The sequence below is a fragment of the Moraxella cuniculi DSM 21768 genome (assembly GCF_900156515.1).
Lineage (GTDB): Bacteria > Pseudomonadota > Gammaproteobacteria > Pseudomonadales > Moraxellaceae > Moraxella > Moraxella cuniculi.
Genome location: NZ_FTNU01000001.1, coordinates 239,452 through 254,340, shown reverse-complemented (window position 1 = coordinate 254,340; position 14,889 = coordinate 239,452). Strand labels below are relative to the sequence as shown.

The 14,889-nt window shown below is 42.6% G+C and carries 15 protein-coding genes, 1 tRNA gene, 1 other RNA gene and 1 pseudogene; 11 read left to right on the top strand and 7 right to left on the bottom strand.

Annotation, left to right across the window (positions count from 1 at the left end):
• Position 1 precedes the first annotated feature (1 nt).
• The 8 genes and pseudogenes from BW928_RS01215 to BW928_RS01180 all read left to right on the top strand — a co-directional run bounded on the left by BW928_RS01215 (position 2) and on the right by BW928_RS01180 (position 6,355).
• Entirely contained in the window at positions 2 to 2,764 is a 2,763-nt protein-coding gene (locus BW928_RS01215; RefSeq protein WP_076554406.1) for a DEAD/DEAH box helicase family protein, read from the top strand.
• Positions 2,765 to 2,980: 216 nt separating this feature from the next.
• Positions 2,981 to 4,267: an aspartate kinase gene (locus BW928_RS01210; protein WP_076554405.1), complete on the top strand. Its 1,287-nt coding sequence runs from the start codon at positions 2,981 to 2,983 to the stop codon at positions 4,265 to 4,267.
• Between the two features lie 250 nt (positions 4,268 to 4,517).
• Positions 4,518 to 4,685, top strand: a pseudogene (gene csrA / locus BW928_RS01205) (carbon storage regulator CsrA); the annotation flags it as partial.
• Positions 4,686 to 4,787: 102 nt separating this feature from the next.
• Positions 4,788 to 5,135, top strand: a complete 348-nt coding sequence (locus tag BW928_RS01200; RefSeq protein WP_076554404.1) for a HopJ type III effector protein — start codon at positions 4,788 to 4,790, stop codon at positions 5,133 to 5,135.
• Between the two features lie 257 nt (positions 5,136 to 5,392).
• Positions 5,393 to 5,629 carry a 50S ribosomal protein L28 gene (gene rpmB, locus BW928_RS01195; RefSeq protein ID WP_076554403.1) on the top strand — a complete coding sequence of 79 codons (237 nt, stop codon included), beginning with the start codon at positions 5,393 to 5,395 and terminating at the stop codon, positions 5,627 to 5,629.
• 37 nt (positions 5,630 to 5,666) lie between these two features.
• Entirely contained in the window at positions 5,667 to 5,822 is a 156-nt protein-coding gene (gene rpmG, locus BW928_RS01190) for a 50S ribosomal protein L33 (RefSeq protein WP_003659281.1), read from the top strand.
• A 167-nt stretch (positions 5,823 to 5,989) separates the two neighbouring features.
• Positions 5,990 to 6,180, top strand: a non-coding RNA gene (ssrS, locus tag BW928_RS01185) — 6S RNA.
• Positions 6,181 to 6,279: 99 nt separating this feature from the next.
• A tRNA-Asn gene (locus tag BW928_RS01180) sits at positions 6,280 to 6,355 on the top strand.
• A 351-nt stretch (positions 6,356 to 6,706) separates the two neighbouring features.
• On the opposite strand, the gene purN is transcribed toward BW928_RS01180, so the two are convergent.
• Both purN and purM read right to left on the bottom strand, forming a co-directional pair.
• Positions 6,707 to 7,372 (bottom strand): phosphoribosylglycinamide formyltransferase, encoded by a 666-nt coding sequence (gene purN / locus BW928_RS01170; protein ID WP_076554401.1) that lies wholly within the window; start codon positions 7,370 to 7,372, stop codon positions 6,707 to 6,709.
• Positions 7,372 to 8,415, bottom strand: coding sequence for a phosphoribosylformylglycinamidine cyclo-ligase (gene purM / locus BW928_RS01165; RefSeq protein WP_076554400.1), 1,044 nt, complete (start codon positions 8,413 to 8,415; stop codon positions 7,372 to 7,374). The genes purN and purM overlap by 1 nt, the downstream gene beginning before the upstream one ends.
• Before the next feature lie 247 nt (positions 8,416 to 8,662).
• Here purM and BW928_RS01160 point away from each other — a divergent pair, with 247 nt between their 5' ends.
• The 3 genes from BW928_RS01160 (at position 8,663) to BW928_RS01150 (ending at position 11,411) form a co-directional block, all read left to right on the top strand.
• Entirely contained in the window at positions 8,663 to 9,769 is a 1,107-nt protein-coding gene (locus BW928_RS01160) for an AI-2E family transporter (RefSeq protein WP_076554499.1), read from the top strand.
• Between the two features lie 187 nt (positions 9,770 to 9,956).
• Positions 9,957 to 10,742 carry a DnaA ATPase domain-containing protein gene (locus BW928_RS01155; protein WP_076554399.1) on the top strand — a complete coding sequence of 262 codons (786 nt, stop codon included), beginning with the start codon at positions 9,957 to 9,959 and terminating at the stop codon, positions 10,740 to 10,742.
• A gap of 39 nt (positions 10,743 to 10,781) precedes the next feature.
• Positions 10,782 to 11,411 (top strand): DUF2057 family protein, encoded by a 630-nt coding sequence (locus BW928_RS01150; protein WP_076554398.1) that lies wholly within the window; start codon positions 10,782 to 10,784, stop codon positions 11,409 to 11,411.
• Positions 11,412 to 11,450: 39 nt separating this feature from the next.
• On the opposite strand, the gene zupT is transcribed toward BW928_RS01150, so the two are convergent.
• The 5 genes from zupT to BW928_RS01125 form a co-directional block, all read right to left on the bottom strand.
• Positions 11,451 to 12,248 (bottom strand): zinc transporter ZupT, encoded by a 798-nt coding sequence (gene zupT, locus BW928_RS01145; protein WP_076554397.1) that lies wholly within the window; start codon positions 12,246 to 12,248, stop codon positions 11,451 to 11,453.
• Between the two features lie 82 nt (positions 12,249 to 12,330).
• Positions 12,331 to 12,588, bottom strand: coding sequence for a 50S ribosomal protein L27 (rpmA, locus tag BW928_RS01140; RefSeq protein ID WP_003659274.1), 258 nt, complete (start codon positions 12,586 to 12,588; stop codon positions 12,331 to 12,333).
• A gap of 51 nt (positions 12,589 to 12,639) precedes the next feature.
• On the bottom strand, positions 12,640 to 12,951 hold the full coding sequence (rplU, locus tag BW928_RS01135) for a 50S ribosomal protein L21 (protein ID WP_076554396.1): 312 nt from the start codon (positions 12,949 to 12,951) through the stop codon (positions 12,640 to 12,642).
• A 275-nt stretch (positions 12,952 to 13,226) separates the two neighbouring features.
• Positions 13,227 to 13,745 carry a TPM domain-containing protein gene (locus BW928_RS01130; protein ID WP_076554395.1) on the bottom strand — a complete coding sequence of 173 codons (519 nt, stop codon included), beginning with the start codon at positions 13,743 to 13,745 and terminating at the stop codon, positions 13,227 to 13,229.
• Positions 13,745 to 14,851, bottom strand: a complete 1,107-nt coding sequence (locus tag BW928_RS01125; RefSeq protein ID WP_076554498.1) for a TPM domain-containing protein — start codon at positions 14,849 to 14,851, stop codon at positions 13,745 to 13,747. Before BW928_RS01125 ends, BW928_RS01130 begins: the two co-directional genes overlap by 1 nt.
• Positions 14,852 to 14,889: the final 38 nt, after the last annotated feature.

Genomic DNA, 14,889 nt, shown 5'->3' with positions numbered 1-14,889 from the left:
CATGACAAAAAAGATAAAATTAAAAGACACGCTAAACGAATTTTTGTTTAATCAAATCAAAAACGACCCTGATTATCAACAGTGGTCGCTTGACTTTGAAATGCCTGCATTTATTACAGACAATCTATCACGCACCTTGCGTGATTATCAAATAGAGGCGGTTAAGCATTTTATTTATTTGTTTGAAAGTGGCGAAATGCAAAAAGCCAAACACATTTTATTTAATATGGCAACAGGCACTGGCAAAACGCTGACAATGGCGGCGATTGTGCTGTATTTATACGAATGGGGTTATCGTAATTTTGTGTTTTTGGTGCATCAAGTACAAATCAAACAGCAGGCGTTGGCAAATTTTACCGACCCAAATTTTGATAAATATTTGTTTAAAAAACAAATTAAATTTAATGGCAAAACCACACCAACAAAAGCCATAGAACGCTTTGAGGACAGTAAGCGATCAGGCATTAACTTTATGTTTTTTAGTACGCAAATGTTGTATGAGCGTATCAATCACCCCAAAGAAAACAGCATTAGCACTGAGGATTTTGTCAAAAACGATACCATTATTATTGCTGATGAGGCTCACAGGCTCAATGTCAATACCAAGAAAAAAACCGAAGTGGCGGACGAAAACAACTGGGAAACAGCCGTGCAATCGGTGTTGCACGCCAATCCTAAAAATTTACTGCTGGAATTTACCGCCACAGTGGATTTAAAAAATGAAAACATTCATAAAAAATATAAAGATAAACTGGTCTATAAATACGACTTTTTGGCATTTAACAAAGATGGCTATAGCAAGCAAGTGGCGTTTTTATACAATAACGAAACCCAAATTGCCGACCAAAAACGCCTACTGATTGTCAATGCAGTGGTATTGAGCGAATACCGCCGTCTGCTTGCTGAGCGGGAAATGGGCGTGGCTATCAATCCTGTTGTATTGATTAAATCTGTCAAAATCGCCCAAAGCGAGGAGGACAGAGCGTTTTTTCACAAAGTCATCAGCTCGCTTAGGGCAGAAGATTTAAAGCACTTAGAACGCATGGCAGAAGAAAAAAAGGATTTGTTTGACACCCAATCCTTGATGATTGCCCAAATGTTTTATTGGTTAAAATCCGCCAAAGCCAACCTTGCTACCACCCAAGACACCACAGGACTCGGTGCTTTTATTGCTCATATCAAAGAGCGATTTTCTGAAAACAACACCATGATTTATAACAGCAAAACCAAAGAAAAAGCCGAGCTTTTGCCCTTGCTTGACAGCCCTAAAAACACCATTCGGGCGATATTTTCGGTTAATGCCCTAAACGAAGGTTGGGATGTGTTGAGCCTATATGACATTGTCCATTTTGACATTTCAGAAAGTAAAAAAGTCTCTTTGCAAGACATTCAGCTGATTGGGCGTGGAGCCAGACTTTACCCTTATCAATTGCCAAAAAGTTATCACCGCGATGATTTATTTAGCGGTGATAATGCGTATGGCACCGACCCATTTAAGCGTAAATTTGACCAAAACCCAAATGATAATGGGCGAATGCTAGAAACCTTTTATTATCATTTTGTCAAAACAGGGACATTTTTGGAAAATTTACAAAAAGATTTGCTTGGCGAGGGAATTATCAGTGAAGGCGTAGAAAAACGCACCATTCATTTAAAACCCAAATTTTTAGAAAGCCAAACTTATCAAAAAGGCTTTGTACTGGTCAATCGCCAAGAATTCCGCTCAAAAAACACACAAAGCGACATTGATTTGACTTTTAACAGACAAATCATTGCCAGCAGTTATAAATTGCATACGCATACATTGACGGACAAAGAGCAAAACACCGCCTTGTCTACCCTAAGCTACAAAACCATCAAAATCAGTGCAAAATATTTTTCAAGGCATTTGTTGTATAAGGCATTGATTTTGGCAGAAAACGGTTTTTTTAGATTAAATAATCTAAAAAAACATATCATGGGTATAAGCAGTATTGATGAGATGATTGATATTTATTTGCCTAAATATGATATCAAATATGGCCATGTTCAAGGCAAAGACATTGATGATTTGTCCGCTCATGAAAAGCTACAAATGCTGATTGGCAGTATTTTGCCAGAGGTGCGAAAAGCCATTGATAAATATCTGCCCATTGTCAAAGGTAGCAGTTTATTTACCCCAAAACCTTTGTCTGCCATTTTTCAAAAACAAAAGAACATTTATCTTGTAGCGTATCCAACCATCAATGAACAAGGCGAAAAAACATTCATTGCACCCGATGAACGAGCAAAAGCTCAATCCAGCCACGACAAAGAAGAATTGCAATACGCTGTTAATACCGCTGATTGGTATGCTTATAGCGAAAATTATGGCACAAGTGAAGAAAAACGCTTTGTAAAATTTATCGCCAGTCAAATTGATAAATTAAAGCAAACTTATAAAAATGCCGAGATTTATTTAATTCGTAATGAATTGGATTATTATCTATTTAATATAGAAGATGGTCGGCGATTTAGCCCTGATTATATGATGATAATCAATGATGTACAAAATAAACAAATGTATTATCAATGCCTGTTTGAACCCAAAGGCGGACATTTATTACAAAAAGACGACTGGAAAGAGCAAGCCTTGATAAATTTGGAAAATCTTAGCCAAATTAAATTTGATTGTAATCATTTTGGCGAATATCAAGAAATTAAATGCTTGGGCTTTGAATTTTTTAATAGCGATACTAAAAAACACAGCGAATTTGCACAAGGCTTTCATGACAAGCTATTATAACAAGATATAATTGACGCTTGGCTGATTTGTTTTATGATTTTTCAGCCAATGGATACACCCTTGACCACAAAAACGCTTGCCCTTATCAAACGCATGGGCTACAATACGCAAGAGTTAAATTTTGTAGCATAACAGCAAAATTAGACAATCTATTTTACAAACTTCATCGTTGGGGTTTTTATCATCTTGGGTGATTGGTTCATTTAAGGAAACAAAATGGCATTAATTGTTCAAAAATACGGCGGGACTTCGATGGGTAACATCACCCGCATCAAAAATGTCGCCGCTCGTGTCAAGCGTTGGCATGACAACGGTCATCAAGTTGTGGTCGTTGTTTCGGCAATGAGCGGTGAGACCAACCGCTTGATTGGCCTCGCTCGTGAAATCACCAATGACCCAGACCCTCGTGAATACGATCAAATGGTCTGCACAGGTGAGCAGGTTTCTATCTCGCTATTGTCAATGGCATTACAAGCCATCGGCATACAAGCCAAATCGATGACAGGCGGTCAGGTTGCCATTCGTACCGATGATACGCATACCAAAGCACGCATTCAAAGCATCGATACCGATGCCATCTTTCATGAGCTAAATGCTGGTCGTGTTGTTGTTGTTGCAGGATTTCAGGGCATTGACGAGCATGGTGATGTAACCACCTTAGGTCGTGGTGGCTCTGATACCACAGGCGTTGCTTTGGCAGCCGCCCTAAAAGCTGATGAATGCCAAATCTACACCGATGTTGATGGCGTCTATACCACTGACCCACGCGTTACCTCAAAAGCCAAAAAACTTGACAAAATCACCTTTGAGGAGATGATTGAGATGGCAAGTCTTGGCTCAAAAGTCCTACAAATTCGCTCGGTTGAATTTGCAGGCAAATACCAAGTGCCACTGCGAGTTTTGTCAAGTTTTGATGACAATGCAGATGGCGTTTTTGATGATAATTTTAAACAAAATGTTGGCACTTTGATTACAATTGACGAAGGAGATGATATGGAAAGAGCGGTAATTTCTGGTATCGCATTCAACCGTGATGAAGCAAAAATTGTCGTGCGTGGCGTACCCGATCGCCCTGGTATTGCCTCAGCCATCTTAAGCCCTGTCAGCTCTGCCAACATTGACATTGATATGATTATCCAAAATGCCTCTGTTGATGGCTTGACTGACTTTAGTTTCACCGTTCAGCGTGGCGATTATGAAAAAGCCCTAAAAATTCTCAACGAGCGTGTCAAAGATGATATCGGTGCCAGCGAAATCTCGGGTGCTGATGATGTGGTGAAGGTCTCCATCGTTGGCGTGGGTATGCGTTCGCACGCAGGGGTTGCCAGTAAAATGTTTGATACCTTGGCAAGCAACAACATCAACCTGCAAATGATTTCAACCAGCGAAATCAAAGTATCGGTATTAATCCAAGAGCAGCATCTTGAAAAAGCTGTCAAAGAGCTACACACTGCCTTTGGACTGGATCGCCAAGATGGCGAAAGCAAAGTGGCTGGCTTGTAATTTTATCCTTAATAATTTTAAGATAAATTACACAATCAGCTGATGATGGTGCCACTTGATATATTTTGTTAAACAAAAAATAACAAAGTCTGTGCAAAATCAGCTGACAATCTGCTCAATGCGATTTATAATATTGTATTGAGCAGATTTTTTTTGGGCATTGCCCAATCACCTCGCCAGTATGCTCTCATAATAGATGGACTCATCGGGCTAACAACAACGCATATTGGCACATAATAAGGAGTAACTTATGCTAATTTTAACCCGTCGTGTCGGCGAAACCTTGATGATTGGCGATGAGGTCAGCGTTACCGTTTTGGGCGTCAAGGGCAATCAAGTTCGTTTGGGTGTGAATGCCCCAAAAGATATCGCTGTACATCGCGAAGAAATCTATCAACGCATTCAACACGAACGCTCTATGCAAATGCACATGAGTCATTTGGAGCAAGGTGGTAATTTTGCACCCCCTTCTTTTGATGATGATGACTATTTCAACCGATAATCAAAAACTAGATGGTTCATGCAAATGACTGATATTTCACGCATTTTGGCAGGTGTTGCCGATCAACGCCTCAACTTTGCCGATGTGATAACTTTTATTGAAACAAATTATCACTACACGCCAATCAGCTTTAGCAATGGCGAGTTAAATAACGCCGCTGGCACCAATGAAGGCAGTGCCAAAGTCTTTAGCCTTGCCAAATTACATGGGCTAAATCAGCTTGATACCCTATCGCTTTTTGCCGAGCATTATCGTGCCGTCTTGGCAAATCCTGAAGGCAGTGATCATGCCAATATCCGCAATTTTCTACACTACGGTTGGCAAGGAATTGGCATGCCCAAAAATGCCCTGACACCAAAAGCGTAATACATCATCAGATGCACCGCCAAATGCAGTTCATCTGATAAAATTCTTGCCAAATTTAATTCTTTCATGTATAATTTTGGCTTTAATTTTTTGCTACTTCTTGATTGTCGTCGCCTTTAACGGTAAGAAATAAGTGGCCTAACCATGAATAAGTTCTGCTTATCTGTGCTGTGTCCATACCGCATTAATAGCACCTAGCAGCAACTGGCACACCCGATACCGCTCAATATCCGTGCCACCAAGATTAGGAGTTCACCATGTCTCGAGTCTGTCAAGTGACTGGAAAACGCCCACAAGTGGGTAATAATGTATCACACGCAAACAACAAAACTCGTCGTCGTTTTCTGCCAAACCTACACAACCATCGTTTTTGGGTAGAATCTGAAAACCGTTTTGTGCGTCTTCGTGTTTCTTCTAAAGGTATGCGTATCATTGACAAGCATGGCATTGACAAAGTGCTTGCTGATCTACGCGCACAAGGTCAAAAAATCTAAGATTTGACACATTACATCGTTTTAGAAGGATACAATCATGAGAGATAAAATTAAACTCGTTTCTACCGCTGGTACTGGTTATTTTTACACCACCACCAAAAACAAACGCACCATGCCTGGCAAAATGGAAATCAAAAAATTTGACCCAAAAATTCGCCAGCATGTGCTATTTAAAGAAGCAAAAATCAAATAATTTTGCAATTTTACTTAATACCCATCAGCATTATGATGGGTATTTTTATGCCTGCTCTTAATCCATTCCTATTATAGAAAATAAAATATTTTTGCCGAAAATTCAATCAGTTACTGAATTTTTTGGCATTTTTTCTATTGAAAATTTTCCCAAATTTGCTATACTACACAACACTGGAGTACTCGCCAGCAAAGCGTATTTCCTGAGCCGATAATCTTATCTTAGGATTTGGGTTACATACTTTGTTGAGCAGGCCTGCATCGTCCGATGAATCAGGAAGCCGTAATAAGTATGACTCTTATCCGCCCTGAACTTCACGGTTCATGGTTCCCCTTTGTAGCGGTACTTTGGTATTTTTATAAAAATTTAGATTTTTTTATAAAAAATGCTTGACAAGCAAAAATAACCTGCTATAATATGCCACATCTTGAGGCAATAAGCCGAAAGATACCGACATTCCCCAATAGCTCAGTCGGTAGAGCATCGGACTGTTAATCCGTGTGTCCCTGGTTCGAGCCCAGGTTGGGGAGCCATATTAAGAAGCCCTTAGTTATAACTAAGGGCTTTTGCTTATCTATAAAACGCATTACTCACGGAAGTTTATCAGCCTAATTTGGTGCGGATAATGCACCATCTTTGAAACTTGACACAATGGGCAAAGCAGCCAAGTCATCAAAGATTCACATAATCGACCAAATTAAGTACGATTTTATCGCCATGCTTGCTGCTGTATTTGCCAAATGCTCATTTATCGCGGAACAATTTTTCAACCACACAAACCCCCAGCCTATGCCAAACCCAATCAAGGCGTGCAAATTATCAACAAATTAAAACACCATCAGACCTGAAGCTTGATGGTGTTTTATTAGCAAAGCCAAAGATTATCAATCCAACCATAAACGATACGGCAATGGCACAAAGCCCTCTGTCTGCCCTGCTTGGATTGTGGCTAGATTTAGCACGCCTTTGATGATTAGCTCCAGCGTAAACGGTACAAGTTGATGCTCTAGCTTCTGAACACGCAACGCCAAGCTCTCCGCTGTTTCATCACTGCAAATTGCCAACCAAGCCTGTGTCAGCACCTGCCCTGCATCTAGCTCAGGGACAACCAAATGCACGCTACAACCATGATAAGCCTCACCTGCTCGGAGCACACGATGATGCGTATCTAATCCCTTATAATCTGGCAGGAGCGATGGGTGCAGGTTAATCATCGGACATGGTACTGCATGGATAAATTCAGCCGACAGCACACGCATAAACCCTGCAAGTACCACCAAATCAGGTTGCCATGTGTTTAGCTGCTCCAAGGCATGTTTTTCAAAAGTGGCGATACTCATGCGTTTACCGCTTGTGGTGTGCGATAACACACTGACATGGATGCCAGCCGTCTTGGCACGCACGACGGCATAAGCATCTTCACGATTGCTGATGACACCGACAATTTCAATGGGCAACGAACCATTTTGCATGGCATCAATCATTACCTGCAAATTTGAGCCACTGCCAGAAACCAAAACGGCAATTTTTAAGCGAGATTGATTTGGCATTAGACATACACCACAGCTTGGCTATCTCTCTCAACAATCTCTCCAATCTGCCAGACCTGCTCTCCGTGCTTGGCAAGTTCCTGCTGTGCCAATTGTGCTTTGTCGGCAGGCACAACCAAAACAAAACCCACGCCACAGTTGAAGGTGCGATACATCTCGGCAGTCTCAATATTGCCGCCTTGTTGTAGCCACTGGAATACACTTAGCAACTGCCAGCTCTTTGTGTCAATTTGAGCTGCCAATTGCTCAGGCAATACTCGTGGCAAATTCTCCGTCAAGCCACCACCTGTGATATGTGCCATCGCATGAATGTTGGCATTGCCCAAGGTTTTTTGTAAGGCATTGACCGATTTGACATAAATGCGAGTTGGTGCCATCAGCACATCTGCCAACGACTTACCGTCAAGCTGATAAGTTGCCACATCAACCCCAGTATGCTCAAGTACTTTACGAATCAGTGAATAGCCGTTGGAATGGGCACCGCTTGATGCCAAAGCAAGCAGCACATCGCCCTTTTGCACATGTTCGCCTGTGATGACTTCAGATTCTTCAACAACACCAACACAAAAACCTGCCAAATCATAATCTTCGTCTTGATACATGCCTGGCATTTCGGCAGTTTCGCCACCAATCAAGGCACAATTTGCCAATTTACAGCCATCGCCAATGCCTGCAATGACCGTTGCTGCCGTATCAACATCAAGTTTGCCTGTAGCATAATAATCCAAGAAAAACAACGGCTCGGCACCACAGACCAGTAAATCATTGACACACATTGCCACCAAATCTTGTCCAATGGTCTCATGGCGATTTAGCTGCAATGCCAATTTTAATTTTGTACCAACCCCATCTGTACCCGACACCAAAAGCGGTGATTTATATCCTGTTGGAATGCGGCACAATGCCCCAAAACCACCCAATCCGCCCAGTACCTCTGGACGACTGGTTGCCTTGGCAACTGACTTAATGCGTGTAACCAATGCTTCACCTGCATCGATATCCACACCTGCATCTTTATAGCTTAATGAAGTTTGTTCGGTCATGCTTTGCCCTTATCAATCTTGAAAAATAAAAAGTATTTAATCGTCAAATCATCAATCATAAATACACAATCAATTGCTTAATTATACCAAATTTTCAGCGAAAAAATCATCATTGGCTAAATTATTTCACCAAAGCTGCCCGAATTTCCCATGTCAGCAAATGCACAGAAAAAATACACAAAATCAGGTGCAAATTCAACAAAAATCGCCTACAATAGATATTTATTTGCCATTTTTAGCCACTGCCATGTATCCACACAAAATTGACCCATTTTTTCGCCGCTTATTTATTTTGGTGGCACTGTGCATATTTGTTTATGCGTTGTTTTTAATGAAGGGTGTCATCGCCCCCTTTGTTGCTGCATTTATTTTGGCTTATTTTTTAAATCCCACGGTCAGCAAATTATCAATTGTCATGCCGAGAATTTTGGCAATTTCGGTGGTGTATATCAGCTGTATCGTTGTCGCGGCGGCGTTGATTATTTGGCTTGTGCCAATGCTGTGGGCTCAGTTGCAGCTTCTGTGGGAATCCCTGCCGCAGATTATCAGCTGGTATAATGACACTGGTCGTGCGTGGATTGCTCAGCATACCGACAACCAACTTCTGCCGCTGGATATTGACTTGATTTCCAATTCGGCGATTGCCTATTTGCAAAACAATTATCAAGTTTCGGACGCACAAGGCATCATCAAACAAATTTTCACCTCTGGTATGTCTGCTGCTAATAACATTGGCTTGGCGGTTATGGTGCCGATTTTGACCTTTTATTTTTTGCTCGGCTGGGATAAACGGTTGGAAACTTGGCGGATTGCCATACCCAAACCTTATACCAAAAAAGTTGTTAGCATCGCCAAAGATTGCGACCGTGCTTTGATGAATTTCGCCAAAGGTCAGTTGCTGGTCATGTTGCTACTGGGGGCGATTTATGCCATTCAACTACAATTGATTGGCCTGCAGCTGGGGCTGATTATCGGCATTATGGCAGGTATTGCCAGTTTTGTGCCGTATTTGGGCTTTGGTATCGGCATCATTGCAGCGTTGATTGCTGGGGTATTCCAGTTTGGGCTTGACTGGGTTTATTTGGGGTTGATTTTTGCTGCATTTATGGTTGGGCAAGCGGTTGAGGGTTATATTTTACAACCACTGCTTTTGGGGGATAAAATCGGTCTGTCGCCTTTGTGGGTGATTTTTGCGGTGCTGGCAGGTGCTTCATTGTTCGGCTTTGTTGGTATGCTTATCGCCCTGCCTGTTTCGGCAGTGATTAATGTGCTATTTCACTATGCCTATGAGGCTTATTTGGGCAGTGAATGGCACAAGGGTCAAAGGCAGTTACCACTGTGGGAAGATGAATGATATTTCACCCAAAAACACAACAAACCGATAAAATTTGACAAAGTTATTGATTGGAATATACAATATGTGCTATATATAAGCAACACAATACCCAAGAAACTGTCAGCACAGACAAAATTCAATCAACAATAACAACGGCACAAACAGTGATGTTTGAATAATTTATCGTACAATTGGGGCAATAATCGTGAGCAAAACGCTACAAGATTCTGCAAGTAATTTTGACCTTATCAACCTTGATCTTCGCCCAGAGATCACTTTGGACGATTTTCGGTCCGCAAGTTTTCGTCCAATTTTGGAGGCCATCACCAAACTACGCGATGGCAAACTGCACGAATTATTTATTGTTGGCGATCGCGGTTTTGGCAAAACGCATTTGGCAAACGCCATCTACAATGAATACACACGACATACAGGTAAGATGGTCATCAACCTAAACTTAAGCGAAATCATAGAACAAGATCCCCATGCCGAATCTCTTGTTGGTCTTGAGCTGTTTGATTTGATTATTATTGATGATTTGCAATTGGTACGCCACAAGCAAGAGTGGCAAGAGGGCTTGTTTCATCTCATCAACCGCATTCGTGAACACCGCAAGCAGATTCTGTATTTTGCCACCATGCCAGCTCGTGAATTACAAATCAGCTTGTTAGACCTGCAGACTCGCCTATCGCTGGCACCCATGCTTACCTTGCCTGATAACAACGATGTCGAAGATCGTCGCATCTTGATAAATACCATCTTAAAAAAGAAAAACTGGAGACTGCCAGCAGAAATTTTTGAATATTTGGTTATCGAAGGCCCTCATAATGCAGGTGGCATCATCAGCGTTTTGGAATTTATCAAGCCTTTATTTACCAAATTATCACGCGTACAAATCCCCAAAAAAACCATCAACGAGGCCAAAGAAATTATCCTGCGTGAGACTTTTATGCTTGAGATTGCCGACAATGTAGTTACTACAGAATATTGACAATCGATATTTTATTTACCAACCACAACAAGGATTATTATGAAAAAAATCACCATCGCCAGTGCATTGGGCATCGCCCTAGCCAGCAATATCGCCATCGCCAAAGTAGAACTTCAGGTTGATGATAATATCAAAGTTACCGCCATTAATGGACAAGAAATCCGACACGGACTTTTGCAACCTTTGCAAAAAACTTTTAGCCTAGAAGCTGGTCGTCATGTCATCACCGCACGCTATGACAGACTGTTTGACATCAGCAACAGCGACCACGACTACCTAAAATCTGACAACATCACCATTTCGGCAGATTTGGCGGACAATCAACAATATCAGCTCATTATGCCAAATCAGCCAAATAATTATAACGCTGCCAAAGAATATGCCAAAGCCCCAACCTTGGCAATCGCTCATAATGGCAGCATCATCGCCCAAGAAAGCACTACTCAGAGCCGCACAGGACTGCTTTCAGGCATCACAGGTGCTATTGGCAATATGTTTGGTCGTGATAATCAAGCAGTAAATAGCAACCAACAAGCCATTGCTGCCATCAATCAACCACCAAAAACAACCAATACAGCAAACAAAGACAATCTTGATGGCTTTATGCAACTGTGGCTAAATGCCAGCGAAGAAGAACGCGAAAAAATCCGCCAATGGATTCAAAAATAAATCAACAAAAGCTCCATGTATGATGGAGCTTTTTTTGGTTCATTGCTGCATACTAAACAGTGCTAAGCTGATGGAAATCACCGCCATGCCACCCACCAAGCCATAGACTGTCTCATGCCCAGCAGAATACCGCTTGGCTGCAGGCAATAGTTCGTCCATCGCCAAAAATACCATCGTGCCTGCAATCATGCCAAACACCCAACCAAAAATATCTGGCGATAAAAATGGACGCAAAATAAAATATCCCATCACCGCACCCAGTGGCTCTGCCAAACCCGAAATCAAGCAGGCGACCACTGTCAGCCGTTTGTTTTGTGTGGCAAAATAAATCGGTGCGGCGATTGATATACCCTCAGGAATGTTATGCACAGCGATGGCAAATGCCAGCGGTGCCCCGATGGTAGGACTGTCTAGCGTTGCAAAAAAAGTTGCCAAGCCCTCGGGGAAATTGTGTGCAGTGATGGCAAAAGCTGACATCAAGCCAATGCGTTTTAGGTAGCTTTGATTTTGATCCTGAAATCTTGGGTCGTTAACATCAAGCGTTTCGTGCGGATTGGGAATCAGATGATCCAGTGCCAAAATCGCGAGCAAACCTGCCAAAAATGCCGCCGTCGCCCACACAAAGCCCAAATGCCCACCTGTGGTAAAGCTCTGCACCGCCTTAGAAAAAATCTCTGTCAAAGAGACAAATACCATCGCACCTGCAGCAAAGGCAAGTCCAAAAGCCAATACCCTAGGGCTTGGGCTTTTTTGGAAAAATACCAGCACGCTGCCCAGCACAGTTGCCAAGCCTGCAGCACAAGTAATCAAAAAAGCCAGCAAAACATTATCAATCATAATATTCTTAAGATTTATTAAACTCAAAAAGACCCATCATGAATACACGATGAGTCTTTGGCTGTAAGACTGTCAGCAAAAATTATTTTGCCAAAACAGAAACATAGCGACGGTTAAACTGACCTTTGGTTTCAAACTTCACCACACCTTCGGTCAAGGCAAATAGCGTGTGATCACGACCCATGCCAACACCCTCGCCTGCATGGAATTCGGTGCCACGCTGACGCACGATGATATTACCAGCAACAACATCTTGACCGCCAAATACTTTTACGCCAAGCATTTTTGGGTTAGAATCACGACCGTTACGAGTAGAACCTGCGGCTTTTTTATGTGCCATGAGAATATCTCCTGTAAGAATACCACAATGGTATCAAAATATAAAAGTGAATTAAGCGTTAATGGCTTTGATATTTAGTTCAGTGAACCATTGGCGATGGCCTTGCTCTTTGTGATAGTGCTTGCGGCGACGATGCTTAACGATACGCACCTTTTTGCCACGACCATGGCTAACCACTTCAGCTTCTACACTGGCACCAGCAACGAGTGGCTCACCGATTTTAATATCAGCACCATTAACCACCATCAGCACATCTTCGATTTTTAGCGTATCGCCGACATTGGCTTTTAGTAGCTCAACTTTCAAAGTCTCGCCAACGCTGACACGGTGTTGCTTACCGCCACTTTTGATTACTGCGTACATCTTAGTTCTCCACAAAAACCTGTGTGTCGTGGCTATCCCTTTGACAGCACTTGATGACGAACACGACAAGGATATAAAATGAGCCGAAATTATACAAAATTTTGTGCAAAAAAACAAGAGAAATTTATAATTTTTTGGCAAAACAGTGGTTTGCTTAAGTCAATTGATCATACCGCCAGCCAATGCCAACACTGACCTTATCTATCCTACCAAACCAAACAGCAAGCCAGTTCAGACAAGCCGTGTGGCTTTTAGCCTGTTTTTAACCCTTGGATCTAACGCAAATACACCACTTGATTGGGCAATTCATTGCCAGCTGTATCATCGTCTGGATAATGCTTTCGCAACAAATTACCAATTTGCTCAATCAGCCGAGCCAACCCTGCTTGCATTTGCCCCTGTTTGAACAAATCAAGCGTCTGCTGGCATAGTTGCTGCCAGCAGTCATCATGTGCCTTTTGGTCAATGCCACGATCAGCAATAATCTCAAGATCATGCTCACATAAATTCAAATAAATCAGCACGCCCGTGTTTTGCTCGGTATCCCAAACCCTATGCGTGGCAAATAAGTGCAAGGCACGCTCGCGACAATCCTGATGATAGGCGGTGGCAATGGGCAGATGATTTTCAACAATCAAATAAATCTCGCCACGATGCCCAAGCTCGGCTGTTGCAATGCTTTGGCTGAGTTGTTGTTTGGTTTCGGCAGTTAGCCAGCGATTGTGCAGTGGTGGCACATGGATTAACTGACGACACAGCCGTGCCACACTTTTTGTTGATTGAATAAGCTGCATTACCAAGACCCTCCTGCACCGCCACCGCCAAAGCTACCACCGCCTCCGCCGAAACCGCCGAAACTGCCACCACTGCCAAATCCGCCGCCACCAAAACCACCGCCAAAGCCACCCGAGCGATGATTGCCCATGCCAAGCGGTATGACGCCTTGTAATAACAATAATATCAGCAGCACAAAAGCAGCAGCAACAGCGATGATTAAATTAGCACCACCAATGACAGCAACAGTAGCAAAACCAACAGCACCCAATAACGACCCAATGAGTCGTCCCAATATCACTCGCAAAAATGACCCAAGCACCAAGGCAATGATAAACAAGCCAATAATATCAATGCCGACAGCCTCATCGGCTGCATTGCTTGCAGCAGCATCAGCTCGTGCCAATGTCTCAGGATCGCTACGCAAACGCTCGTCAATCTTTGCGATGGCTGCTGACAAACCTTGTGCATATGCCGATTGCTTAAAGTTTGGGGTAATTTGCTCACGAATAATGCGTTTGACGGCAGCGTCAGGCAGCACACCCTCCAGTCCATAGCCTGTTAAGATATACAAATTTCTATCATTGATTGCTACAGCAATCAGCAAGCCATCATCTGTATCAGCACGCCCCAGTTGCCAGCGATTTGCCACCGCCATTGCATAATCAAAAATACTCATGCCATTGGTCGTTGGCACAATTACCAATGCCGCCTGTGCCAAACCATCTTGATAGATTTTTTGCAATTGCAAGCTAAGTTGCTGCTTTTCGTCAGCACTTAAAATGCCAGCAGCATCAACCACAGGGCTGTTTAGGATAAGTTTATCATGCGTAACGGCAGCTGCCTGCGATGTTTTTGTCTGCTTAGGCTCTGGCGGATTGGCGGAACTGTCTTGTTGATTAACAAACTCACCGACCGATTGCTCAAGTTCACCCAGCACCGAATCTTGTTCACCTTGCTTGGTGGCCAGCACCAAGGCAGCAAGCTCATCTTCTTGGACTGATGCGTATGAGCTTTCGGTATTTGCCAAAGCCTGTAGCCCAAACTGCACCGTCAGCACCCAGATAATAAGCAGCCACAAGCACCCCTTGATAAGCCAATGGGTAGCCACATTATCATCTGTCATGGCTGTTGCATTTTTTGTTAGCAAATTTAGCATATATG